Source organism: Micromonospora haikouensis, assembly GCF_900091595.1.
Lineage (GTDB): Bacteria > Actinomycetota > Actinomycetes > Mycobacteriales > Micromonosporaceae > Micromonospora > Micromonospora haikouensis.
Genome location: NZ_FMCW01000006.1, coordinates 237,661 through 261,105 on the forward strand (window position 1 = coordinate 237,661; position 23,445 = coordinate 261,105).

At 72.9% G+C, this 23,445-nt stretch carries 19 protein-coding genes and 1 pseudogene; 8 read left to right on the forward strand and 12 right to left on the reverse strand.

The features are described 5' to 3' along the window. Window positions 1-29: 29 nt before the first annotated feature. Window positions 30-287 carry a hypothetical protein gene (locus tag GA0070558_RS08605; RefSeq protein ID WP_091277464.1) on the reverse strand — a complete coding sequence of 86 codons (258 nt, stop codon included), beginning with the start codon at window positions 285-287 and terminating at the stop codon, window positions 30-32. A 251-nt stretch (window positions 288-538) separates the two neighbouring features. On the opposite strand from GA0070558_RS08605, the gene GA0070558_RS08610 reads away from it, so the two are divergent. Both GA0070558_RS08610 and GA0070558_RS08615 read left to right on the forward strand, forming a co-directional pair. After that, a complete protein-coding gene (locus tag GA0070558_RS08610; RefSeq protein WP_091277466.1) occupies window positions 539-1,336 on the forward strand; it encodes a helix-turn-helix domain-containing protein in 798 nt (265 codons plus the stop codon). Beyond that, a complete protein-coding gene (locus GA0070558_RS08615) occupies window positions 1,323-1,511 on the forward strand; it encodes a DUF397 domain-containing protein (RefSeq protein WP_091277468.1) in 189 nt (62 codons plus the stop codon). Before GA0070558_RS08610 ends, GA0070558_RS08615 begins: the two co-directional genes overlap by 14 nt. Before the next feature lie 119 nt (window positions 1,512-1,630). Here GA0070558_RS08615 and GA0070558_RS08620 read toward each other — a convergent pair whose 3' ends face one another. The 5 genes from GA0070558_RS08620 to pcaF all read right to left on the reverse strand — a co-directional run bounded on the left by GA0070558_RS08620 (window position 1,631) and on the right by pcaF (window position 8,123). Further along, window positions 1,631-2,212, reverse strand: a complete 582-nt coding sequence (locus GA0070558_RS08620) for a hypothetical protein (protein WP_141722177.1) — start codon at window positions 2,210-2,212, stop codon at window positions 1,631-1,633. 896 nt (window positions 2,213-3,108) lie between these two features. Then, the gene (locus GA0070558_RS08625; RefSeq protein WP_091277472.1) at window positions 3,109-3,609 is read right to left on the reverse strand and encodes a DUF456 domain-containing protein; all 501 of its coding nucleotides are present in this window, start codon (window positions 3,607-3,609) and stop codon (window positions 3,109-3,111) included. Beyond that, window positions 3,606-5,789, reverse strand: coding sequence for a putative bifunctional diguanylate cyclase/phosphodiesterase (locus GA0070558_RS08630; protein WP_091277545.1), 2,184 nt, complete (start codon window positions 5,787-5,789; stop codon window positions 3,606-3,608). Before GA0070558_RS08630 ends, GA0070558_RS08625 begins: the two co-directional genes overlap by 4 nt. Before the next feature lie 135 nt (window positions 5,790-5,924). Further along, on the reverse strand, window positions 5,925-6,737 hold the full coding sequence (locus GA0070558_RS08635) for an SAM-dependent methyltransferase (protein WP_091277475.1): 813 nt from the start codon (window positions 6,735-6,737) through the stop codon (window positions 5,925-5,927). A 180-nt stretch (window positions 6,738-6,917) separates the two neighbouring features. Beyond that, the gene (gene pcaF / locus GA0070558_RS08640; protein WP_091277477.1) at window positions 6,918-8,123 is read right to left on the reverse strand and encodes a 3-oxoadipyl-CoA thiolase; all 1,206 of its coding nucleotides are present in this window, start codon (window positions 8,121-8,123) and stop codon (window positions 6,918-6,920) included. Between the two features lie 423 nt (window positions 8,124-8,546). Here pcaF and GA0070558_RS08645 point away from each other — a divergent pair, with 423 nt between their 5' ends. Together GA0070558_RS08645 and GA0070558_RS08650 are read left to right on the forward strand one after the other, a co-directional pair. Continuing rightward, window positions 8,547-9,851, forward strand: coding sequence for a dicarboxylate/amino acid:cation symporter (locus GA0070558_RS08645; RefSeq protein WP_176734148.1), 1,305 nt, complete (start codon window positions 8,547-8,549; stop codon window positions 9,849-9,851). Window positions 9,852-9,873: 22 nt separating this feature from the next. Then, entirely contained in the window at window positions 9,874-10,941 is a 1,068-nt protein-coding gene (locus GA0070558_RS08650; protein WP_091277481.1) for an NADH:flavin oxidoreductase/NADH oxidase, read from the forward strand. A gap of 50 nt (window positions 10,942-10,991) precedes the next feature. Here GA0070558_RS08650 and GA0070558_RS08655 read toward each other — a convergent pair whose 3' ends face one another. Then, window positions 10,992-14,543, reverse strand: a complete 3,552-nt coding sequence (locus GA0070558_RS08655; protein WP_091277483.1) for an ATP-binding cassette domain-containing protein — start codon at window positions 14,541-14,543, stop codon at window positions 10,992-10,994. 213 nt (window positions 14,544-14,756) lie between these two features. Continuing rightward, entirely contained in the window at window positions 14,757-15,596 is an 840-nt protein-coding gene (locus GA0070558_RS08660; protein WP_091277485.1) for a GNAT family N-acetyltransferase, read from the reverse strand. Between the two features lie 174 nt (window positions 15,597-15,770). Here GA0070558_RS08660 and GA0070558_RS08665 point away from each other — a divergent pair, with 174 nt between their 5' ends. Then, the gene (locus GA0070558_RS08665; protein WP_091277487.1) at window positions 15,771-16,376 is read left to right on the forward strand and encodes a PadR family transcriptional regulator; all 606 of its coding nucleotides are present in this window, start codon (window positions 15,771-15,773) and stop codon (window positions 16,374-16,376) included. Between the two features lie 76 nt (window positions 16,377-16,452). Here the strand turns inward: GA0070558_RS08665 and ispG are convergent, their stop codons facing one another. The 4 genes from ispG to GA0070558_RS08685 are packed head-to-tail and all read right to left on the reverse strand — an operon-like array spanning window position 16,453 to window position 20,775. Then, window positions 16,453-17,625, reverse strand: coding sequence for a flavodoxin-dependent (E)-4-hydroxy-3-methylbut-2-enyl-diphosphate synthase (gene ispG / locus GA0070558_RS08670; RefSeq protein ID WP_077936673.1), 1,173 nt, complete (start codon window positions 17,623-17,625; stop codon window positions 16,453-16,455). A 9-nt stretch (window positions 17,626-17,634) separates the two neighbouring features. Beyond that, window positions 17,635-18,885, reverse strand: a complete 1,251-nt coding sequence (locus GA0070558_RS08675; RefSeq protein WP_091277490.1) for a M50 family metallopeptidase — start codon at window positions 18,883-18,885, stop codon at window positions 17,635-17,637. Continuing rightward, window positions 18,885-20,144, reverse strand: a complete 1,260-nt coding sequence (dxr, locus tag GA0070558_RS08680; protein WP_091277492.1) for a 1-deoxy-D-xylulose-5-phosphate reductoisomerase — start codon at window positions 20,142-20,144, stop codon at window positions 18,885-18,887. The genes GA0070558_RS08675 and dxr overlap by 1 nt, the downstream gene beginning before the upstream one ends. A gap of 52 nt (window positions 20,145-20,196) precedes the next feature. Further along, window positions 20,197-20,775 (reverse strand): Uma2 family endonuclease, encoded by a 579-nt coding sequence (locus GA0070558_RS08685; protein WP_091277494.1) that lies wholly within the window; start codon window positions 20,773-20,775, stop codon window positions 20,197-20,199. 191 nt (window positions 20,776-20,966) lie between these two features. Between GA0070558_RS08685 and GA0070558_RS08690 the strand changes: the two genes are divergently transcribed. From GA0070558_RS08690 to GA0070558_RS08700, 3 genes and pseudogenes are all read left to right on the forward strand, one after another. Then, window positions 20,967-21,215: a hypothetical protein gene (locus GA0070558_RS08690; RefSeq protein ID WP_091277496.1), complete on the forward strand. Its 249-nt coding sequence runs from the start codon at window positions 20,967-20,969 to the stop codon at window positions 21,213-21,215. A gap of 2 nt (window positions 21,216-21,217) precedes the next feature. Then, entirely contained in the window at window positions 21,218-23,137 is a 1,920-nt protein-coding gene (locus GA0070558_RS08695) for a DNA methyltransferase (RefSeq protein ID WP_091277498.1), read from the forward strand. Window positions 23,138-23,258: 121 nt separating this feature from the next. Continuing rightward, window positions 23,259-23,445: pseudogene (locus GA0070558_RS08700) on the forward strand (transposase family protein); the annotation flags it as partial.

Sequence of the window (23,445 nt, forward strand, 5' to 3'; positions counted from 1 at the left end):
GCCCGCGTACCTCGGTGGGTGTTGGCCCGTCACCGCCCCCGCACCCCCGGCCCCGGGCGGACCGGCGGGGCGTCGCGGATCGCCTGCACCCGGACCATGACGACGCGCTCCCGGCCCGGCGTGCCGTCGGGGCGCAGCTCCAGCCCCTCCAGCCGCACCCATTGCGACGCCAGGAAGTTCGCGTACCGGGGAACGAAGGTGACCTTCAGCCGCAGCACCACCTGCCCGATGCAGTAGTCACACGGCTGAAGCGTCAACACGTCACCCACCACGACCAGCGGATTCACTGTGGACACCCCGGGTGCCGCCCACCACGATTCCTGCGCATGTGCCCCTCCCTGACTCGAAGACCGGCGGGCGACGTCCTCGCACATCAGCCCGCCGGGTGACAGTCTGCTGATCGCGGAACTACGCTGAGAAGCCGTCGCGACTGGTCCCGGAGCACCTCTGGAGTCACCGCGCCGCGCTCGGCAGCCCTCGACGACGCCCGGCAGGACCGGGCGACGCCTGGCGATCACGACGAGAATCTGGAGAAGGCATGGAAAGCGAGCAGACCGCCGATCTGATACGCACGCAGCTCCGTCGCATCCGGACAGCCGCCGGCCTCAACCAGGAGGAACTCGGCCGACGCGCGAACTACTCGGCCTCGACGATCTCGGCGGTGGAAACCGGCACCCGGCCGCTCGACAAGCCGTACGTCAAGCGCATGGACGAGGTGCTCGACACGGGCGGCCTATTCGAGTCCCTGCTGCGGATGGCCGAACGGGACGGCCAGCCCTCGTGGTTCCGCCCCTGGCTGGAGGCCGAACGCAACGCCACGCAACTCCGATACTTCAACCCCACGCTCGTTCCCGGCCTGCTCCAGACCGAGAACTACGCCCGCGCCGTGCTGCGCTTCGACGACACCAAGCCCGAGGCGGAGGTCGAGCGGCAGGTCGCGGCCCGCCTGGAGCGACAGGAGATCCTGGTACGCGAACACCCACCCCAGGTCGTCGCCGTGATCGACGAGGCAGCCCTACGCCGCACCGACGCCATCATGGCCGAACAACTCGCCCACCTGCTGCGAACGGCCGACCTCCCCCACGTCCACATCCACGTCATCCCGTGCTACACCGGCCTGCACGTCGGCCTGTCCGGCCCACTCGCTCTGGCCAGGTCCGCCGATGGGGGCTGGGTGGGACACCTGGAGAACCAACTCTCCGGCTTGGTCACCGACAGCGAGGATGAGATGGCTACGCTTCTGGGACGATGGGAGGGTGTGAGAGGACTCGCCCTGCCGCGCGACCTGTCCCTCGCTCTGATGAAGGAAGTGGAGAGCCAACATGGACCTCAGTAGCGCGCGATGGAAGAAGTCCACCCGAAGCGGCACGAGCGGCGGCGACTGCGTAGAGGTGGCCGACAACCTGACCGAGGTGGTCGCCGTCCGCGACAGCAAGGACCCCTCCGGTCCGGTGCTCGCGTTCACCCCGCAGACCTGGCGCGCGTTCGTCGAACACACCAAGCACTTCTGACCTCGCTCCGGCTCGCACGCAGGGCCGTCCGGTGACAGCTCGGCCTCGCGTGCGCCGCCTACAGTCGCAGCACCAACAACGTGACTCGCCAGGCGGGCCCCGGGAGGCACCCCAGCAGGTCAGCGCGCGTACAGGGTGAGCGCGAAGTTCTGGTCGGAGTTGTGGTTCGCGATCAGCTCGAACCGGTCGGACTCCCGGGTCTCCGCACGAGGCACGGAGAAGTCCGTGTCCACCAGCCAGCCCAGCACCGTCTTGCGCTCCTCGGGGCGCAGGACGGGACCGAGGCAGCCGTCCACCAGGGTCTGCAGCAAGGGCCACTGCACGGCACCGTGCAGCTTGACCATGCACAGGACCTGCCCCACCTCGTCCCGGCGGTCCTTGGACGGCTGACCGACCGCGGCCGAAAGCTGGTCCTGCGTGCCGGGCAGGGTCACCTGGATGGTGTGCAGCGAGCCCTTGACGGTCACCGGGCCGGGCCACCGCTCGGCCCAGGCGTCCGTCACCTGGCTCGGCGTCGCGCCGGCCAGGGCCGGCGCCGGGCCGGAGGGGGTGGCGGCGGGGGAGGCGAGTTGCTCCTCCCCCGGCTCACCGCGAGCACCTTGCGGCGCAGGAGGACGTTGCGGGCCCGCGTCCTGATGGCGCAACATCACGACGGCCACGAGCGCAGCCAGCACCAGTATCACGGCGGGCACAGCGAACACGAGCCCTCTTCTCGGCCCTGTTCTGCCGCCTGCGGGAACCGATCCGGCTTCCCATCCGGTCTCGTTCACATTGCGCTCCCCGTGTCACTGCGGCAATGGCAGCGAGAACGCAACTCGCCGCGGGCCGCCTCGGCGGATACCCAGAATCGCAGCTGGACCTACAGCCCGGAAGCGGATGCGCTGCGACGTCGTCGTGCACCTGCCGAGCCACGGCAGCGAATGCGACAAGGCAGACAGCCAAATGGCCATGTCGATGTCCGGAGAAGCACGGCACCCACCCTCCAGACAGCCGGCAGCATGATCGCCGCCACCAGAAACGGATCGCGTCGCTGCCGACAGGCGAGGACCGCATAGATCTTGGAAGATTCGGGCCCTCAGAGGGGCCATTTTCTTCCAAGATCTCGCAGTTCCGGCGTCGGGCGGATTCCCGGAGCCGCCGTTGAGCGGCGCAAGCGCGCAAGATCGTGCTCGATCCACGAAAGAGTGGCTACCCGCCCGGCAGCGAGGGGACTCTTTCCCTGATCGAGCACGATCTTGTGCTCCCCAGCAGCCAAGCACCCCGTCGAACGGGACCGCGCGTTCTCGTACGGACCGCAAGCACGTCAGGGGTTCGCCGGGGCCCGCCCGCGGAGGGATCAAGCCTGACCGCCCGGAGCGGGCGGGCCCCGGCGAACCCCCACCCCGACGCACCGCAACGAACGTGGCCCACCCCGACCCAAGTAATCGCCTTGCCGCAACCGGCCCGCGACGCGCATCCTTGAGCCTGTGACCAGGCCCGATCCGGACGGGCCCCGCCGGGCGCTCGGCAACGCCCGGCCTGCGGCGGCGCGGGGCGTTCACCTCTCTCTCACACGCGGCGCACCGCCCCGCGCCGCCACACCGGCCACACCGGACGCTCAGGCGAAGATCAGCCCGCCCACCCAGAGCACGGCGATCACCAGCCCGGCGAGGAACTCCACCAGCATCGACAGCCCGGCGGCCTTGAGCGCGTGCACCGTCGACGGCCAGGCGAGCTGGTTGCTGCCCAGCCGCAGCCGCTCGGCTCCCCAGATCCCGCCGACGAAGCCGACGACCAGGCCGACGACCGGGATCACGAAGAAGCCCACCAGCCCCAGCACCCCGCCGGCCAGCAGCGACGACGTCGGCACGCCAGCATTCTTCAGGTTGCGGCCCGGCCACAGGTACTTGACGACGGCGCCGCCGACGGCGACGACCGTGGCGGCGGCCAGCACCAGCCAGCGGCCCGCCCCGGCGGTGCCGAAGATCGCCCAGACCAGCACCCCGCCCCAGCACAGTGGCAGCGCGGGCAGGCCCGGCACGATCACCCCGGCGAGCCCGGCCAGGATGGCCAGCGCGGCCACGATCGACACCACCGCCTGCGAATCGGTGAGACTCATGGTGCCCCCTCGGCATCGTCGCGCAGCCGGGCGGTGATCTCGGCCGCCGGCACGGGCGGGCCGAACCAGCGCCCCTGCCCGGTGTCGCAGCGCAGCGACCGCAGCCGCTCCGCCTGCGCCTCCGTCTCCACCGCCTCGGCGGTCACCCATAGTTCCAGCGCGTGTGCCAGCCGCACCAGCGCGTCCACGATCCGCTCGTCGCGGTGGTCGTCAGAGGAGGCGGATGAGGAGGCGGCGGCGGAGGCGTCGCCGGGCCGGATGCCCTCCACGAACGGCCCGGCGAGCTTGAGGCAGTGGATGGGCATCCGCCGCAGGTACGCCAGGTTCGAGTATCCGGTGCCGAAGTCGTCGATCGCCAGCCGTACGCCCAGGTCGGCGAGCTGGTGCAGCGCGCGCAGCGGCTCACCGGCGGTGCCCATCACGGCGCTCTCGGTCAGTTCGAGCTGGAGCAGCGCGGCCGGGAGGCCCGTGCGGCCCAGCGCGCCCGCCACCGTCTCGACGATGGCGGGGTCGTTGGCCTGCCGGGCGGCCAGGTTGACGCTGACCACCAGCTTCGCCTCGGGGTACGCGCGACGCCACGCCTCGGCGTCGCGGCACGCCTGCCCGAGCACCCATTCGCCGAGGCGGACGATCAGCCCGGTCTCCTCGGCCAGCCCGATGAACTGGTCCGGCCCGACCAGGCCCAGCTCCGGGTGTTGCCAGCGGACCAGCGCCTCCACGGCCACCATCGACGAGTCGAGCAGCGACACGATCGGCTGGTAGTGGACCACGAACTCGCCCCGGTCCAGCGCGGCGGGCAGGCCGGCGACCAGCGCGGAGCGGGCGATGTCGCGGGCGCTGCGCTCGGGGTCGTATACGGCCCACCGGCCCCGGCCCTCGGCCTTCGCCCAGTAGAGGGTGGTGTCGGCGGCCTTCATCAGCTCCGAGGCGCTGGTCTCCCCGGCCGGGCACTCGACGATGCCGATGCTGGCGGAGACGGCCAGCTGCTGGTCGCCGACGTGCACGGGGGCGGAGACCGCGGCGAGGGCCATCTCGGCGACGCCCACCGCGTCGTCGATGTCCTCGCCGCCGTCGACGAGGATGACGAACTCGTCGCCGCCCATCCGGGCGACGAGGTGCCCGTGCCCGGAGACGCACTCGGCCAGCCGCCGGGCGATCACCACCAGCAGCCGGTCGCCGAGGTCGTGCCCGAGGCTGTCGTTGACCGCCTTGAAGCCGTCGAGGTCGAGGAAGCAGACCCCGATCCGGTGGTCCGGGCCCGCGTCGGCGAGGACCTGGCCGAGGGTCTCGAAGAACAGCGTACGGTTGGGCAGGCCGGTCAGCGGGTCGTGCAGCGCCTGGAAGCGCAGTCGTTGTTGCAGCTCGTACCGCTCGGTGATGTCCTCGATCATCGCCACGGTGAAGCGTGGCCGGCCGTCGTCGTGCCGGATCAGCGAGACGGCCAGGTCCGTCCAGACGATGCTGCCGTCCTTGCGGTAGTAGCGCTTCTCCACCCGGGCCGCGTCGTGTTTTCCCTCGATGAGCGCCTGGTAGAGCTCCCACATGCCGGCGGCGTCGTCGGGGTGGAACAACGACGCCACGTTCGTGCGGCGCAGCTCGTCGACGCTGTAGCCCAGCATGTCGGCGAACGCCTGGTTCACCTCGATGATCTGCCCGTCGACGCCGGCGATGCCGATGCCGATGGCCGCCCCGACGAAGACGGCCCGGAACCGCGCCTCGCTGTCGCGCAGCGCCTGCTCGACGAGGTCCCGCGCCTGCCAGGCGCTGCGGGCGATGCGTTCCTGCTGGGTGAAGGTGCGGTCGCGCAGCGCCCGGGCGAATCCGGCGGCGAGCCCACCCTGGAGGGCGGCGACCCGCTGGGCCGTGCCGGGGCGGCCCGCCCGGTCGGGCAGCACCTGGGCGACGAACCGGTCCCCGAGCGCCGCGACCGACCAGTCGAGCAGGCCCGGCTCGGCCAGGTGCGCCTCGACCAGCGCCCGGCCGGCGCTCTCGGCCGGCCGGGCGGTGAACGCCTCGGCCAGCAGCGCCCCGGCCAGTTGCTCCGTATGAGCGAGGAGCAGCCGCTCGGCCTCGGCCGCGCTGAGCGGCACGAAGCCGAGCCGGCGGGCCGCGCGGGCCCACGCGGCGGCGTACGACTGGGCGCCGGCCCGGCTGAAGCCCTTGCCGCCGGTCGCCGGCACGGCGGTGGCGTCACCGCCGGTTGCCGGCACTGCGGTGGCGTCACCGCCGGTCGCCGGCAGGGCGGTCGCGTCGCCTCCGGGCTCCGGCAGGGCTGTGGCGTCACCGCCGGGTTCCGGCACGGCTGTCACGACGGCCTAGCCGGCGGGCTGGTCGTACCGGGCGACGCCGCCGAACGCGCCGAACCGCTCGGGGTGTGCGTCCACGTCGGACGGCGAATCGGGACGCCAGAGCGGCATGTGCACCACGCCCGGCTCCAGGATCGTCCAGTCGCCGAAGAAGCCGGTGATCTCGGCGCGGGAGCGCAGCGTGATCTCGGTGGCGGTGCGCGCCGAGAGCCGCTGGGCGTCCAGCATCTCCTGCGGCTGGTCCTCGAACGTGGAGTGCGAGACGACCAGGAAGCTGCCCGGGGCGGCTGCCGCCCGCAGGGTGGCGAGGAGGTCGGCGGGACGGTCGGCGTCCGGAACGAAGTGGACCACCCCGGCGAGCAGGATGCCGACCGGGCGGTCGAGGTCGAGCAGGCCCATGGACCGGCTCGCGGCGAGGATCGCCTCGGGCTGCCGCAGGTCGGCGTGGATCACCCCGGTCAGGTCGTTGCCGGCCAGCAGCTCCCGGCTGTGCGCCACCGCCACCGGGTCGATGTCGACGTAGACCACCCGGGCCTTCGGGTTCGCCGCCTGCGCCACCTCGTGGACGTTGCCGACGGTGGGAATCCCCGAGCCGATGTCGAGGAACTGGTCGATGCCGGCGTCCAGCAGCGCCCGGACCGCCCGGCGCAGGAACTCCCGGCCCGCCCGCATGGTCGCGGCCAGGTTCGGCGTCATGCTGGCGATCTGCTCGGCCAACTGCCGGTCGATCTCGAAGTTGTGCGCGCCGCCGAGGAAGTAGTCGTAGACCCGGGCCGCGCTCGGTCGACTCAGGTCGATCTCGGTGGGAAGTCCGTCCGCCATCCTGTGTCGCTCCCGCCAGTGGTCGCCGCGCCACGGGCCGTGCCGGTCGGCGGACACGGCACGGGAACGCCGGGCACGCCGACCGGCAGACCCGCAGGTCTGTGGTGTTCCACACTCTAAGCCGCAGGTTCCACCATTCGCGAGGTCTGTTTCCCGACCGGGCCGCTGCCGGGCGGCCGGTCAGCCGACTGACTCCAGCATCAGCGCGATGCCCTGCCCCACCCCGACGCACATCGTCGCCAGCGCCCGGCGGGCGTCGCGGCGGCGCAGCTCCAGAGCGGCGGTCAGGGCCAGCCGGGCCCCGCTGGCCCCCAGCGGGTGACCCAGGGCGATCGCCCCACCGTTGGGGTTGACGTGCTCGGCGTCCTCGGGCAGGCCCCACTCGCGCAGCACCGCCACCGACTGCGCGGCGAACGCCTCGTTCAGCTCGATCACGTCGACGGCGTCGAGGCCGACGCCGAGCCGGTCGAGCAGCCTACGGGTCGCCGGCACCGGCCCGATCCCCATGATCCTTGGCGGCACGCCGGCCGCGGCGGCCCCCGTGACGCGGGCCAGCGGGGTGAGACCGTAGCGGGCCACCGCCGCCTCGCCGGCCACCAGCAACGCCACCGCTCCGTCGTTGACCCCGGAGGAGTTGCCGGCGGTCACCGTGCCGCCCGCACGGAACGGGGTGGGCAGCGCGGCGAGCTTCGGAAGCGTCGTCTCCCGGGGGTGCTCGTCGACGTCGACCAGCTTCGTCTCGCGCCGGCCCGCCGGCACGGTCACCGGCACGATCTCCTCGGCGAACCGGCCGTCGGCCTGCGCCTTCGCGGCCCGCTGCTGCGACCGGTACGCGAACGCGTCCTGGGCGGCGCGGTCCACGCCGTACTCGGCGGCCACGTTCTCCGCCGTCTCCGGCATCGAGTCGATGCCCCAGCCCCGCTCCATCAGCGGGTTGACCAGCCGCCAGCCGATCGTGGTGTCGTACACCTCAGCGGCCCGGGAGAACGCGGCGGTGGCCTTCGGCATGACGAACGGCGCGCGGCTCATGCTCTCCACGCCGCCGGCCACGACCAGTTCCGCCTCGCCGGCCACGACCTGCCGGGCAGCGGTGGCCAGGGCGTCCAGGCCGGAGCCGCAGAGCCGGTTGACGGTGCTGCCGGGCACCTCGCCGGGCAGGCCGGCCAGCAGTGCCGCCATCCGGGCGACGTTGCGGTTGTCCTCGCCGGCCTGGTTGGCGCAGCCGAGGACCACGTCGTCGACGCGGGCCCAGTCCACCGACGGGTGGCGGGCCACCAGCTCCCGGATCACGTGCGCGGCGAGGTCGTCGGGGCGCACCCCGGCGAGCGCGCCGGCGTACCGGCCGATGGGGGTGCGGACACCGGCCACGAGATATGCCACGGTCATCGACGTAGTCCTTCGGGGTGGGAAGGCCGACACTCAACGGGCCCGCCGGGTCGCGGCGAGGCGGCCCCAGGATATCCAAGCCGCGACCCTACCCCGCCGCCCCGCCCGCCGCCGGGGTGCAGGGAAGGGCCCCCTGTTAACGCATTCTGTTGTACAAGGGGCCCTTCCTAACGCTGCTCCCACAGCGCAGGCCGGCGCATCGACGGCTGGCTGTGTAAGGAGCCTCACGCCGGGCGGTCCTTCCACCCGGCGAGCGGGTGGGCGTATCGTCGGCGGGCGATGACCAACGTCTGGGACCTCACCGTCCGCCTGTACGTCGACCTCCGACGGCAGGCCAGCGGCGTCTGTCCGGCGCGGCCCGTCTCCTCCTGACGCCCGCCCGACCGCCGTTGACCCCACTTGGACGTTCCCATGACTTCCGCCCTGCGCAAGTTTCCCTTCTCCCTCCAGATCCTGCTCGGCCTCGTGCTCGGCGTGGCGCTGGGCTTCGTCGCCCGCGCCAACGACCTGAGCTGGCTGGCCAGCACCCTCGACACCGTCGGCGACCTCTTCGTCCAGCTGCTGAAGCTGGCCGTGCCGCCCCTGGTCTTCACCGCCATCGTGGTCAGCGTCGTCAGCCTGCGCGGCGTCGCCAACGCCGCCCGGCTGGCGCTCAAGACGCTGCTCTGGTTCGGCGCGACCGCGCTGATCGCGGTGAGCATCGGCATCGGCCTCGGCCTGCTCACCGACCCCGGCCGGGGCGTCACCCTCGACGTGGGCGCCGCCGCCCCGCCGAAGACCACCGGCTCCTGGACCGACTTCCTCACCGGCATCGTCCCGACCAACCCGGTCGGCGCGTTCGTCGAGGGCAACGTGCTCCAGATCGTCTTCCTCGCCCTCGTGGTCGGCGCGGCGGCACTGCTGGTCGGCGACGCCGCCGAGCCGTTCGTGGCGCTCAACCGGTCGCTGCTGAGCATCGTGCAGAAGGCGCTGTGGTGGGTGATCCGGCTCGCCCCGATCGGCACCCTCGGCCTCATCGGCAACGCCGTCGCGTCGTACGGCTGGGACCTGCTGGCCCCGCTCGCGAAGTTCACCACCGCCGTGTACGTCGGCTGCGCGATCGTGCTGTTCGTGGTCTACCCGCTGCTGCTGCTCGCCGCCGGCCGCCTCAACCCGCTGCGCTTCTTCGCCGGGGCGTGGCCGGCCATCGAGCTGGCGTTCGTCTCCCGCTCCTCGGTCGGCACCATGCCGGTGACCCAGCGTTCCGTCGAGCGCCTCGGCGTCCCCCGCGAGTACGCCTCGTTCGCGGTGCCGTTCGGGGCGACCACGAAGATGGACGGCTGCGCCGCGATCTACCCGGCCCTCGCGGCGATCTTCGTCGCGCAGGTCTTCGGGGTGAACCTGGGCGTCGGCGACTACCTGCTCATCGCGTTCGTGTCGGTGGTCGGATCGGCGGCCACCGCCGGCCTGACCGGCGCTATCGTGATGCTCACCCTGACCCTGAGCACGCTGGGCCTGCCGCTGGCCGGCGCCGGCCTGCTGCTGGCCATCGACCCGATCCTGGACATGATCCGCACCGCCACCAACGTGGCCGGCCAGGCCGTGGTGCCGACCATCGTGGCCGCCCGCGAGGGCACCCTCGACCGGGCCGCGTACGACTCGGCCGGTCGCCGCGACCTCACCGACCCCGAGCCGGGTGACGCCGGGCGGCCCTCCCGCGCCGGTGAGCCGGCTCCCGTCCCCGCCTGACAGTTCCGGAGAGGATCACGACATGAGCAGCCTGTTCACGCCCCTGGCGCTGCGCGCCGTCACCCTGCCCAACCGGGTCGCCCTGGCCCCGATGTGCCAGTACAGCGCGGGTCCCGACGGCCTGCCGACCGACTGGCACCGCGTACACCTGGGTTCCCGCGCGGTGGGTGGTGCGGGCCTGGTGCTCACCGAGGCGACCGCCGTGGTGCCGGAGGGCCGGATCAGCCCGCAGGACGTCGGGCTCTGGTCCGACGCGCACGTCGACGCGTGGCGGCCGGTCACCGCGTTCGTCGCGGCGCAGGGCGCGGTGCCGGCGGTGCAGCTCGCGCACGCCGGGTTCAAGGCGTCGACGTACCGGCCGTGGGCGCCCCGGCGCGGCGGGGTGCCCGACGCCGAGGGCGGCTGGGCGCCGGTCGGCCCCGGCGCGGAGCCGTTCGTGCCGGACTACCGGGTGCCGACCGCGCTCGACGAGGCGGGGATCGCGGGGGTGGTGGAGGCGTTCGCCACCGCCGCCGGCCGCGCGGTGGACGCCGGTTTCGCCGCCGTGGAGATCCACGCCGCGCACGGGTACCTGCTGCACGAGTTCCTCTCGCCGCTGACCAACCACCGCGCCGACGGCTGGGGCGGGGACCGGGCGGGCCGGATGCGGCTGGCCCTGGAGGTGGCCCGCGCGGTGCGCGCGACGGTCGGCGAGAGCGTGCCCGTGCTCACCCGGATCTCCGCCACCGACTGGACCGAGGGCGGCTGGACGGTCGAGGACAGCGTGGTGCTCGCCGGGGAGCTGGCGGCGGCCGGCGTCGACCTGGTGGACGCCTCGTCGGGGGGCGCGGCTCCCCGGGCCACCATCCCGGTCGGCCCCGGCTACCAGGTGCCGCTCGCGGCCCGGATCCGCCGGGAGGCGGGCGTGGCGACCGGCGCGGTCGGCCTGATCGTCGAGCCGGAGCAGGCCGAGCAGATCGTGGCCGGCGGCGAGGCGGACCTGGTCCTGCTGGGTCGGGAGCTGCTGCGCGACCCGTACTGGCCCCGCCGGGCGGCGGCGAAGCTCGGCGCGACGCCCGACTGGCCCGCCCAGTACGAGCGCGCCTTCTGACCTCACCCGCCCGCCGCCGCGGGCGCGGGTCAGCGGCGGCGCGGGGCGGGTCAGCCGGCCAGGTGGCCCCAGTCCCGTTCCAGGTCCCGCCAGGGGCCGTGGGCCGCGACGGTGCCGTCGACGAGCACCACCACCTGGTCGGCGCGGACCAGCGCCGCCCGCTTCGACGTCGAGCCCACCACCGTCACCCCGTTTTCGCGCAGCGCCGCCCACAGCTCCAGCTCCGTGGTGACGTCCAGCGCCGAGGACACGTCGTCGGCGACCAGCAGTTCCGTACGCGGGGCCAGCGCCCGGGCCAGCGCCAGCCGCTGGAGCTGCCCGCCGGACAGCCGGGTGCCCTTGTGCCCGATGAGCAGGCCCAACCCGCCCTCACCGATGCCACCGGCCGCCGCCAGGTCGTGTTCGAGCTGGGCCGTCGACACCGCCGCGGCGGCGTCCACGTCGTGCCCGAGCGCCACGTTGTCGGCGACGGTGCCGGAGAGCACCCGGGGCAGCTGGCCGACGTAGCCGACCTGCTGGGGACGCAGGAACACCTCCGGCTCGGTGACCGGCTCGCCGTTCCAGCGCAGGGTGCCGGTGTGGTGCACGATCCCGGCGAGGGCACGCAGCAGCGACGACTTGCCCGACCCGACCGGCCCGACGACGAGCACGAGCTGCCCGCGTTCGACGGTCAGGTCGACGTCGTGGGCAGCGAGCGTACCGTCGGTGTGCAGCGCGCCGAAGCCGGCCAGCTCCAGCAGGCGCAGCGGACGCCGGGGCGGGGGCTCCGGCGCGGGCGCGGTGCCGGCGGTCAGGTCGACCCCGGGCACCGACGCCGAGTAGGCCCCGACCCCGGCCATCGCGACCGTCCGGTGCGTCCACACCCGGGCGGACGGCAGCTGGGACACCAGCGACGCCGTCGTCCACGCGAACCAGCGGGCCGCGCCGAGCGTGGAGACCGCGACCAGGGTCGCCCCGGCGGACAGCCCACCGCCGAGGTAGAGCGCCCAGGCGCCGATCGGCAGCAGGCCGCTGGCCAGGGCGGGCGTCGACCGGGCCCAGACCTGCACGGAGATCTCCCGCCGCTGCCGCTCGCTGCGGGCGGTGTCGAGGTCGGCGAGGTGGCCCAGCACCGGCCGGGTCGCGCCGGCCAGCTTCACCGTGCGGGCCGCCGACAGCGACGACACCAGCGCGGTGGCGAACGCCGCCCGCGCCGCCACGGTGGCCCGCGCCGACCGTTCCAGGCGCGGCCCGAACAGCGTCGCGGCCAGCCCGGAGACGACCATGGTCCCGGCGAAGAACAGGGCCGGGACCCAGCTGCCGGAGACCAGCGTCATGGTCACCACGATGAGCACGGAGATGGCCTGGTCGAGCATGTTGTCGGCGAGGATCACCACCCGCTCGGTGTCGCCGCCCTGGGCGACCACCTCCGCCGGGGTGTGCCCGCTGATCCGGCGCGGGCCGGTCTGCCCGTGCACCAGCCGCAGGCTGATCCGCAGCATCTGCCGCACCCACCAGTTGGGGAACATGGTGCTGGTGAGGTAGGGCACCGGGGTCGTCACCAGCAGCGCGGCGACGATGCCGACCGCCGGCCACCACGGGCCGCCCACCCCGTCGACCAGGTCGGCCCAGAGCCAGGGCAGGACCGAGCCGTCGAGGCCGAGCAGACCCCCGAAGCCGAACAGCGTGATCGCCGCGAGGCCGTACCGCGGGTTGTTGGTGGTGAGGCGGAGGATCTCCCGCATCGTGCGGGTGCGCGGGGCCGGCGGCAGCTCGGGCGGCTCGACCTTCACCCGCGCGGTCCCGACGGGCGCGGCGGACCCGCCGGGCGCGCCGGCTTCCCCGGGGCCGCCGGGCGCGTCCGACGGCGGCGGGTCGGTCAGCACGGCGGCGCCGCCGGCCCGCCCGCCGACGCCCGCGCCGGCCCCGACACCCGCCCCGGCGTACGCGGAGGCGTGGCTGACGGCCAGCAGCTCGGCGAACCGCTCCGAGGCGTGCAGCGGCCCCGCCTCGACGACCGCGCCGTCGGCCAGCACCACCACCTCGTCGCAGCGGCGCACCGAGGAGAGCCGGTGGGCGATGACGATGCCGATCCGGTCGGCGAGCAGCCGGTCGGTGGCCCGCTGCACCAGCGTCTCCGTGACCGGGTCCAGCCGCGCGGTGGCCTCGTCGAGGATCACCACGTGCGGGTCGCGGACCAGGATCCGGGCGAACGCGACGAGCTGCTCCTGCCCGGCGGACAGCACGTGCCCGCCCTCGCCGAGCCGGGTGTCCAGGCCGTCGGGCAGCCCGGCGATCCAGGCGGTCAGCCCCAGCTCGTCCAGCGCGCGGGCGGCGTCGGCGAGCAGGTCCGGGTCGAACAGCGCGACGTTCTCGGCGAGGGTGCCGGCCAGGATTTCGGTGCGCTGCGGCACCACGGCGATCCACCGGCGCAGCAGCTCGACGTCGAGGTCGAGCAGGTCGGTGTCGCCGAGCAGGACGGTGCCGCGCGGCAGGTCCACGGCCCGGGTGAGCACCTTGGCCAGGGTCGACTTGCCGGAGCCGGTGCGGCCGACGAGGGCGTACGACCGGCCCCGGGCGAACGTCAGCGACACGTCGCGCAGCGCCGGCGCGCGGTCGCCGTCGGAGCCGCCGGCCGGGTAGCGGTAGGTGAGGTGGCGCACGGCCAGGTCACCGTCGGCGGGCTCCCGGCCGCCGGCCGGCTCCTGCGGGGCGTCCTGGAGCAGCTGCACCCGCCCCCAGGCGCCGAGCGCGTACTGCAGCTCGGGCACCATCCGGCTGACGTGCTCGACGGTCGCGCCGAACGCGAGCACGAGCAGCCACACGGCGGTCAGCCGGGCCGCGTCGATCCGGCCGGCGGCCAGCGCCCACGCGCCGCCGAGGACCACCCCGACGATGCCGATCCGGATGACGCCGGCACCGGTCGCGGTCACCCACGCGGACATCCGCCACACCAGGTTGCCCCGGGCCAGCACCGTCGCCGCGCGTCGGGCGAAGAGCCGCAGCACGTACGGCCGGGCGAGGCTGGTGCGCACGTCGTCTTGGCCGTGGGCGGCCTCCTCCATCACGGCGGCGAGGTCGGTCCACGCCTCCTCCTCGGCCATCCGGGCCGGCGCGATCCGCCGCGTCGGGCGGCGCAGGACGAGGGCGAGCAGCGCGGTCAACGCGAGCATGCTCACCCCGGCCGGCCACCAGACGAACATGGCCACGACCGTGGAGAGCAGGCCGGTGGCGCTCATCTGGGCGATGCGTACGCCGTGCCCGCGCACCTCGGAGGCCACCTGGTAGACGTCGCCGTCGATGCGGTCCAGCAGCTCACCGACCGGGGTGCCCTCCAGGGTGGGCAGGTCCTGCCCGAGCGCCACCCGGCACAGCCGCCGCCGCACGTCGGCCGACCAGTCGGCGGTGACGCCGGCCATCACGAGCCCGATGGTGAGGTCGGTGACGACGGCCGCGCACAGCGCCACGGCCAGGACCGCGAACAGGAGGCCCGAGCGGTGCACCAGCACCGGGCCGGCGAGCGCCGCGGCGGCGGCCTGGCCGGCGGCGCCGAGCACGATCAGCGTCGCCACCAGCGTCATCCGGCGTGCCGAGGTGGCCCACAGGTCACGGAAAAGGCGCATGTCGGTCCCTCCGGACACTCGGGTGGCGGTGTTTCCACCCTCCGTGATCCGGCCGACGCCTTCAACGCATTTACCGCCCGCGCCACCCGCCCGGGTGCCCTCCCCACTCCACCGCGCCCCCGCGCTCCCCGCACCCCCGCGCTCCCCGCGCCTGGGGGTGAGAGGGGAACCCTTCTCTACCGCAGGCGTTAAGAGGGGGCCCTTCCTTGCACCTCAGAAGAGGACGGTGGCGAGGGTGCCGACCGGGCGGAACCCGCAGCGTTCGTAGACGCGGCGGGCCGGCAGGTTGAAGTCGTTGACGTACAGGCTGACGGTCGGGGCGACCCGCAGCAGCGCGTCCCGGGTGACCGCCGCCATCGCCGCCGCGGCGATCCCCCGGCCGCGCCACTCCGGGGCGACCCAGACCCCCTGGACCTGCGCGGTGTGCCGGGTCACCACCGCCAGCTCGGCCTTGAAGACGACCTGGCCGTCGACGAACCGCGCGTACGCCCGCCCGGTGCGGACCAGGTCGGCGACCCGTCGCCGGTAGCCGCGCCCGCCGTCCTCGACCAGCGGCGAGACGCCGACCTCCTCGGTGTACATGGCGACGGCGGCGGGGAAGAGGCGGTCCACCTCGTTGCCGCGTACCAGCCGCACGTCGGGGTCGACGACGACCGACGGGAGCGCGTCGGTGGCCAGCAGCGGCTGGTTGGGCCGGACGTCCCGGGCCGGCCCCCAGTGCCCGCAGAGCCGGTCCCAGAGGCCGAGCACCGCGTCGGCCTGGCCGACGATCGACGAGCAGAGCCGTTCCTCGGCGGCGAGCAGCTCGGCGTAGGCGGCGACGGCCGACTCCGAGGCGAGCACGGGGGTGAGGTTGCCGCCGAGCCAGCAGATCGACTCGAGGTGGCGGCGCGCGCCGTAGCCCAGGATGCGCGCCTCGGCCCGCCACCAGGCCAGCCCGCGCGCGGTGACCCGCTCGGCGACCTGCGCCCCCGCGAACGGGTCGAGGTCGAGCAGCCGCTCGACCGCACGCCGCTCCGACTCCCCGAGTTGCCGCACCGGCGCCGTCAGCACGCCTCCAGCCTGCCAGATCGGCCGCCCGCCCCGCCGGCCGAGTACGGAGTCCGCCGTGGGCCGGGCCGGGGTCCCCGGCGGCCCGGCGGCCGGCGGCGCAGAAACGAGTTGTTGCCGACCGGTTGGCGATATATCGTTGATGCATCAGCGACAGAACTTCGAGGGGAGAGAACCATGGGGTTCCACCGACGGACGCACATGCACGAGGCGCGGATGCGGGGCTTCGGCTTCCCGCCGTTCCCACCCGGTCCCCCCGGCCCGCCCTTCCCGCCGGTCCCGCCCGGCCACGGGGGCCCGCACGGCGGCGGGCGGGGTGGCCACCGGGGGCGCGGCCGGGGGCGGCGGCCCAACGTCCGCGCCGCCGTGCTGGCCCTGCTCACCGAGCGGCCGATGCACGGCTACGAGATGATCCAGGAAATCGACTCCCGCACCGGCGGGGCCTGGCGGCCCAGCCCAGGGTCGATCTACCCGACCCTCCAGCTCCTGGAGGACGAGGGCGTCGTCGTCGCCGCGACCGAGGAGGCCGGCGGCGGGCGCAAGCGGTTCACCGTCACCGAGGCGGGCCGGGCCGAGGCCGACGAGGCGGCGCAGGCCCCGCCGTGGGGCGAGTTCGCCGAGGACACCGTCGCGAGCTGGCACGACATCCGCGACGCCGGCACGCAGGCGATGCACGCGCTGCGGCAGGTGATGATGACCGGCACCGACGACCAGCGGGAGCGGGCCGCGCAGGTGCTCGCCGAGACCCGGCGCAAGCTCTACGCCATCCTCGCCGAGGGGTGAGGGAGGGCACACGACCAGGGGGCCGTTCCCGGCGGAACGGCCCCTGTCGGCGCGTGGTGCGGCGTGGTGCGGCGGGTCAGTGCACCGTGACGGTGGCCCCCGGGAGCAGGTCCCGCAGCTCCTCGGGCAGCTCCGCGCCCATCTCGTCGGCGATCCGCAGCGCCTCTTCGATCAGCGTCTCCACGATCTGCCCTTCGGGGACGGTCTTGACGACCTTGCCCTTGACGAAGATCTGCCCCTTGCCGTTGCCCGAGGCGACGCCGAGGTCGGCCTCACGGGCCTCCCCCGGACCGTTGACGACGCAGCCCATGACGGCCACCCGCAGCGGCACCGGCAGCCCCTCCAGGCCGGCGGTGACCTCCTCGGCCAGCTTGTAGACGTCGACCTGGGCCCGCCCGCACGACGGGCAGGAGACGATCTCCAGGCCCCGCTCGCGCAGCCCCAGCGACTCCAGGATCTGGTTGCCGACCTTGATCTCCTCCACCGGCGGGGCGGACAGCGACACCCGGATCGTGTCGCCGATCCCCTCGGCCAGCAGCGCGCCGAAGGCGACCGCCGACTTGATGGTGCCCTGGAACGCCGGCCCGGCCTCGGTGACGCCGAGGTGCAGCGGGTAGTCGCAGCGCTCGGCGAGCTGCCGGTACGCCCGGATCATGACCACCGGGTCGTTGTGCTTCACCGAGATCTTGATGTCGCGGAAGCCGTGCTCCTCGAACAGCGAGCACTCCCACAGCGCCGACTCGACCAGCGCCTCGGCGGTGGCCTTGCCGTACTTGGCGAGCAGCCGCTTGTCCAGCGAGCCGGCGTTGACGCCGATGCGGATCGGCACCCCGGCGTCGCCGGCCGCCTTCGCGATCTCCTTGACCTTGTCGTCGAACTGCCGGATGTTGCCCGGGTTCACCCGCACGGCGGCGCAGCCGGCGTCGATCGCGGCGAAGACGTACTTGGGCTGGAAGTGGATGTCGGCGATCACCGGGATCTGCGACTTGCGGGCGATCGCCGGCAGCGCCTCCACGTCGTCCTGCGAGGGCACGGCGACCCGGACGATCTGGCAGCCGGACGCGGTCAGCTCGGCGATCTGCTGGAGGGTGGCGTTGACGTCGGAGGTGAGGGTGGTGGTCATCGACTGCACCGACACCGGCGCGCCCCCACCGACCGGCACCGAGCCGACCATGATCTGGCGGCTGGCCCGGCGCGGGGCGAGCGCGGGGGGCGGCGCGACGGGCATACCGAGACTGACTGCGGTCACTTCAGGCACTCACCTTGAGAAGAGCGTGATCGGGTTGACGACGTCCGCGGTGACGGTCAGCAGTGTGAACACGCCGCCGATCAGGATCACCACGTACGTGATGGGCATGAGCTTGAGATAGTCGACGCGGCCCGGGTCCGGGCGGCCGAACCGGGCGAAGACCCAGGACCGGACCCGCTCGAACCAGGCGATGGCGATGTGGCCGCCGTCGAGCGGCAGCAGCGGCAGCAGGTTGAACACGCCGATGAAGAAGTTCAGCGACACGAACAGCATGAAGAACACCAGCCAGGCGTTGTTCTCCACGGCCTCGCCGCCGAGCCGGCTCGCGCCGACCACGCTGATCGGGGTGTCCACGTCCCGCTCGCCGCCGGTGATCGCCGTCCAGAGGGCGGGCACCTTCTGCGGGATGCGCTTCATCGCCTCGTACGTGCCGACGGCCATGTCGCCGGTGAACCGGGCGGTCCCGCCGAGGGCGGCGACCGGGCCGTACTGGACCCGGGTGGGGGTGCTGAACTGGAGGCCGATGCCGAGCGCGGCGACCGGGCCGACCGTGCCCTTCGGGTCGTCCAGGGGCGGGCGCTGGGTCTGCGCGAGCACGGTGCTCGTGGTGCCGGGCTGGCCGTCGCGGACGTACCCGATCTGGGCGGTGTCGCCCGGCTTGGTGGCCCGCAGCGCGGTCAGCAGCTCGCCGTAGTTGTTGACCGGGGTGCCGTTGAGCGAGGTGATCCGGTCGCCGTCGCGCAGGTTGGCCGTCGCGGCCGGGCTGGCCGGGTCGCTCGCCGCGCACTCGCGCACGGCGTTCTCCGGCACCACGCACTTGGCAAGCCCGATCACCGCCGGCTCCTGGCGGGCCTCGGCGTCGGTGGTCGGGAAGTCGGGGTTGGGCAGGCCGGCGGAGACGGCGATGATCCAGGTCGCGACGAGGGCCAGCGCGAAGTGGGTGACCGACCCGGCGGACATCACGATCGTCCGCTTCCAGACCGGGTAGCGCCACATCGCGCGGTGCTCGTCGCCCGGCTCGACGTCGTCGTCCTGCGGCGTCATGCCGACGATCTTGCAGAAGCCGCCGAGGGGGATGCCCTTGAGGCCGTACTCGGTCTCGCCCCGCTTGAAGCTCCAGATGGTGGGGCCGAAGCCGACGAAGTAGCGGGTGACCTTCATCCCGAACGCCTTGGCGGTGAGCATGTGCCCCGCCTCGTGCAGGCTGACCGAGACGAGGATGGCCAGGGCGAACAGGACCACCCCGAGCAGGTACGCCATCAAGCTCCTTCCACCGATGCCGATGCCGACGACGCCGCCGAGACCGACGACGCCGCCGATGGTGACGCCACGATGATCTCCTGCGCGTGCGCGCGCGCCCACGACTCGGCGGCGAGCACGTCCTCGACGGTACCTGGTTCGGCGAAATCGGGAGCGTCGTCCAGCACCCGCCGGAGGGTGTCGACGATGCCGAGGAACGGCAGCCGGCCGGCGACGAACGCCGCGACGCACTCCTCGTTGGCCGCGTTGTAGATCGCCGGGCGGCAGCGTCCCGCCTCGCCGGCCGCCTTGGCCAGCGCCACCGCCGGGAACGCCTCGTCGTCGAGCGGGGCGAACTCCCAGGTGTGCGCGGTGGTCCAGTCGACGGCGGCGGCGGCGTCCGGCACCCGGTCGGGCCAGCCGATGCCCAGCGCGATGGGCAGCCGCATGTCGGGCGGGCTGGCCTGGGCCAGCGTCGACCCGTCGGCGAACTCGACCATCGAGTGGATCACCGACTGCGGGTGCACCATGACGGTGATGTCGGCGTAGGGCACGTCGAACAGCTCGTGCGCCTCGATCACCTCCAGCGCCTTGTTGACCATCGTCGCGGAGTTGATCGTGACGACGGGCCCCATGTTCCAGGTCGGGTGCGCGAGGGCCTGCTCGGGCGTGACCTGCGTCAACTCGTCGCGCCGCCGCCCCCGGAACGGCCCGCCGCTGGCGGTGACCACCAGCCGGCGCACCTCGCCCCTGGTGCCGCCGCGCAGGCACTGGGCCAGCGCCGAGTGCTCGGAGTCGACGGGCACGATCTGCCCCGGCCGCGTCACCGCGGCCTTCACGAGCGGGCCGCCGGCCACGAGCGACTCCTTGTTGGCCAGGGCGAGGGTACGCCCGGCGCGCAGCGCGGCCAGGGTCGGCGCGAGCCCCAGCGAGCCGACCACCCCGTTGAGCACGACGTCGCAGGGCCACTGCGCCAGCTCGGTCATCGCGTCCGGCCCCGCCACGATCTTGGGCAGCTTGAACTCGCCGCTGGACCAGCCGCGCCGGCTCGCCTCGGCGTAGAAGGCGAGCTGGAGGTCCTGCGCGGCAGACGCCTTCGCCACCCCGACCGCCTCGACGCGCAGTTCGAGGGCCTGCGCGGCGAGCAGCTCGACGTTGCCGCCCCCGGCGCCGAGCGCCACCACCCGGAACCGGTCGGGGTTGCGCCGGACGATGTCGACGGCCTGGGTGCCGACCGAACCGGTCGAGCCGAGCAGCACAAGATCGCGGGGAGTTGTCACCCGCCCATTCTTCCCCAGCCGGGCTATGCGCCCGCTGGGAGCCTCGCCGCCGTCAGTGCGCCTCGTCGTCCAGCAGGTCGGCCGGGTCGACCGTGAACCCGAACGGGCGGATCATCGTGAACGTGCTGCCGGCCGCGGCGACGGCCAGCGGGCGGTATTCGCCGTCGACCAGCTCGTAAAGCGCCAGGGTCGGCACCCGGTTGCGCAGGTCGACGCGGAGGAAGAAGGGCACGCCGGCGGCGGCGTACTCCCGGGGCCGGTCGATCACGTCCTTGCGCCGGTTGCCCGGCGAGACGATCTCCCCGAGCAGCACGGCGTCGCTGATCTTCATCGTCGTCCGGCCGCCGCCCGAGGCACGCAGCACGGCGATGTCGGGGATGAACAGGTCGTCGCCCGCGACGATGTTGACCTCGTGGTAGAGCCAGAGCCCCGCCCGCCGGGCCGCCTGCTTAAGCAGGTAGGCGAGTTCCCGCTGCGCCGACCGGCGGTCGATGCCGCCACTCGGGGTCACGACCACGCTGCCCCGGAACGCCTCGACCCGGGGGCCGTTGTTCTCCGGCAGCAGGTCGAGCGCGCGGTGGGCGGTCCACGGCTCGTCATTCAGCCACAGCGGCTCCCACGAACTACCCATGAGACGCGAGCCGGCTACAGATAGCGAGACACACGGACACAGGATCGGCCCGGTGGCCGCCACCCCATCGCCCCGGGTGTGCGACGCTGCCCGCCTGGGGCATCGAGCAGTTCCGCCGCAGCTACACACCCCTCGTCCTCCTGCCCCGGCAGGCCGTAGGCTGGGTCCGCTCGGCCCTGAAAGGACCGCACATGTCTGACCTTGACCACAGTCCTGAACAAGCCGCCCGGGAAGCCGGCCTCCGGGAGGTTTCCGAAGCGCTACTCAACATCGAACAAGCCATCAAACGGACGGAACGGGCGAAGCGTGCCGTTTCGATGACGGTCGGCTGTGACGACCTGGCCCGGATGCTCGACACCGCCGCCCGCAATCTTGAGATTGCCCGCAAGGACCTGTTTCAGGGCGCATACTTCTCGGGGGATTCACCTAAGCTCTTCTGACCATGCGCAATGGTGAGCAGATCCGGGCAGCCCTGACCAAGTTCGTCGCCCGGTGGCAGACCTATGCCGGCACGGAGCGATCCGAGGCACAGACGTTCCTCAACGAGCTGTTCGAGTGCTACGGACGCAACCGCAAGGATGCCGGCGCGGTCTTCGAGGACGCCCACTCCTCCACCGGCATCATGGACCTGCACCTGCCCGGCCAGCTCATCGTGGAGATGAAGGCCCCCAAGGAGAGCACCCGCCTCGACCAGCACCGCAAGCAGGCGCTCGACTACTGGCACAACTCGGCAGACGTCACCACAAGCCGCCCCGCACCCCAGTTCGTGGTGCTCAGTTCCTTCCACCGCTTCGAGATCTGGGAGCCGGGCAAGTACCCGAACGCTCCACTGCTGACCTTCGGCCTCGAAGAGCTTCCGGACCGGTACGAGTCGCTGATGGTCCTCGCCGGCGAAGAGCCCCTGTTCCATCCCGGCAGCAACAAGGAACTCACCCGCACGGCGGCGACGGCGGTGGCCAAGGTCTACCTCGACCTGCTCGAACGGCAGGCCGCGCCGCCGGAGGCGATCCAGCGCTTCATCATGCAGATGGTCTGGCTGTTCTTCGCCGAGGACTTCGACATGGTCGAGGGCCGGCCTACCGAGCAAACCCTGGGGTTCCTCGCCCAGCACGGCGACGTCTGGTCGTCGTACCTGATGCTCGGGGGCCTCTTCACCTCGCTGAACGACCCGGACGATTTCGGGCGGCACGGCGTGCTCAAGGGCACGCAGTACGTCAACGGCGACCTCTTCGCCAAGCCCGCCCTGGTGCATCTGACCAAGGACGAGGCCACCAAGCTGCTGGAGATCGCCGAGTACAACTGGCGGCAGGTCGACCCCACCATCTTCGGCTCGCTGATCGAGGGCTTTCTCAGCACCGACCGGAGCGCCCTCGGCGCGCACTACACCCACGAAGTCGACATCATGAAGATCGTCCGGCCGACGATCGTCAAACCGTGGCGGGCCAGGATCGACGCGGTGACGAGCCCGGACGAGGGCGTGGCGCTGCTGGAGGAGCTGTGCCGGTTCCGGGTGCTCGACCCGGCCTGCGGCTGCGGCAACTTCCTCTACGTGGCCTACCGGGAGCTACGCCACCTGGAGCACACGCTCAAGGAGCGGATCACTGACCTGGCGAGGTCGTCCGGCCTGCCCGTGCCGACCGGGCTGCCCTACTTCCCGCTGGTCAACATGCAGGGGATCGACGTGGTCCCGATGGCCACGGCCGTCGCCCGGGTCACGCTGTGGATGGGCCACCGACAGATGATCGTGAGGTACGGCCCGGCGGAGCCGCCGCTGCCACTGGTCAGCCTCCGCTCGATCAGCACGGCCGACGCCCTGCGCGTGCCGTGGCCGGAGACGGACTGCATCGTTGGCAACCCGCCCTTCCTCGGCTCCCAGTTCCTGCGCGAGGCGCACGGCGACGACTACCTGAGATGGCTGGGCAAGACCTTCGGCGTCGGCATCAAGGACTTCTGCGTCTACTGGTTCCGCCGGGCACAGGACCACCTGAAGCCGGGGCAGCGCGCTGGCCTGGTCGGCACGAACTCGATCTCGCAGAACCGCGCCCGCTCGGCCAGCCTGGACTACGTGGTCGACCGAGGCGGGGTGATCACCGAGGCGGTCTCCAGCCAGGTCTGGCCGGGTGACGCCAAGGTGCACGTCAGCCTGGTCAACTGGGTGAAGTCCCCCGTCGAGCCACCCACCCAGTTCGTCCTGGACAACGAACCGGTCACCGGCATCACCTCGGAGTTGAAGGTCCCGGAGCGGTCAACCGGCAAAGCTCCCAGTCTCCCAGCCAACAGTGGGCGTTGTTTCCAGGGCATGACCCCTGTCGGCGACGGCTTCGTTCTCTCCGCCGAGGAGGCACAGGCTCTCCTTCGATGAGCCTTTTCCAAGCTGATCTTGCAGCTCGGCGGGTGTGGCGGGCCCGGTGATCGATGGGCGCGAGGCTCCAGGTAGGACAGCAAATCGACCAAAACCCGATGCCCCGACCGGGAGCCTCGCCATGCTGTCCTACCCCGCCACGATCCCGTTGTCCAACCGGACCCTGAACCACCTCGCCGAACGCATCCGCTCCCACCGAAAGCAGCGCCGATCCCGCTGGCGGCGACTGAACCCAGGCCGGCAGGCCTTACTCGCCCTGGCCCATCTGCGCAACGGCGACACCTACACCCGCCTCGCCGCCGGCTTCG

What these genes read in the sequence shown, in the direction of transcription:
- GA0070558_RS08610 (WP_091277466.1), top strand. Translation starts at nt 539, where the DNA reads ATGGAAAGCGAGCAGACCGCCGATCTGATACGCACGCAGCTCCGTCGC.
- GA0070558_RS08615 (WP_091277468.1), top strand. Translation starts at nt 1,323, where the DNA reads ATGGACCTCAGTAGCGCGCGATGGAAGAAGTCCACCCGAAGCGGCACG.
- GA0070558_RS08625 (WP_091277472.1), bottom strand. Translation starts at nt 3,609, where the DNA reads ATGAGTCTCACCGATTCGCAGGCGGTGGTGTCGATCGTGGCCGCGCTG.
- GA0070558_RS08635 (WP_091277475.1), bottom strand. Translation starts at nt 6,737, where the DNA reads ATGGCGGACGGACTTCCCACCGAGATCGACCTGAGTCGACCGAGCGCG.
- pcaF (WP_091277477.1), bottom strand. Translation starts at nt 8,123, where the DNA reads ATGACCGTGGCATATCTCGTGGCCGGTGTCCGCACCCCCATCGGCCGG.
- GA0070558_RS08650 (WP_091277481.1), top strand. Translation starts at nt 9,874, where the DNA reads ATGAGCAGCCTGTTCACGCCCCTGGCGCTGCGCGCCGTCACCCTGCCC.
- GA0070558_RS08655 (WP_091277483.1), bottom strand. Translation starts at nt 14,543, where the DNA reads ATGCGCCTTTTCCGTGACCTGTGGGCCACCTCGGCACGCCGGATGACG.
- GA0070558_RS08665 (WP_091277487.1), top strand. Translation starts at nt 15,771, where the DNA reads ATGGGGTTCCACCGACGGACGCACATGCACGAGGCGCGGATGCGGGGC.
- GA0070558_RS08675 (WP_091277490.1), bottom strand. Translation starts at nt 18,885, where the DNA reads ATGGCGTACCTGCTCGGGGTGGTCCTGTTCGCCCTGGCCATCCTCGTC.
- GA0070558_RS08685 (WP_091277494.1), bottom strand. Translation starts at nt 20,775, where the DNA reads ATGGGTAGTTCGTGGGAGCCGCTGTGGCTGAATGACGAGCCGTGGACC.
- GA0070558_RS08690 (WP_091277496.1), top strand. Translation starts at nt 20,967, where the DNA reads ATGTCTGACCTTGACCACAGTCCTGAACAAGCCGCCCGGGAAGCCGGC.
- GA0070558_RS08695 (WP_091277498.1), top strand. Translation starts at nt 21,218, where the DNA reads ATGCGCAATGGTGAGCAGATCCGGGCAGCCCTGACCAAGTTCGTCGCC.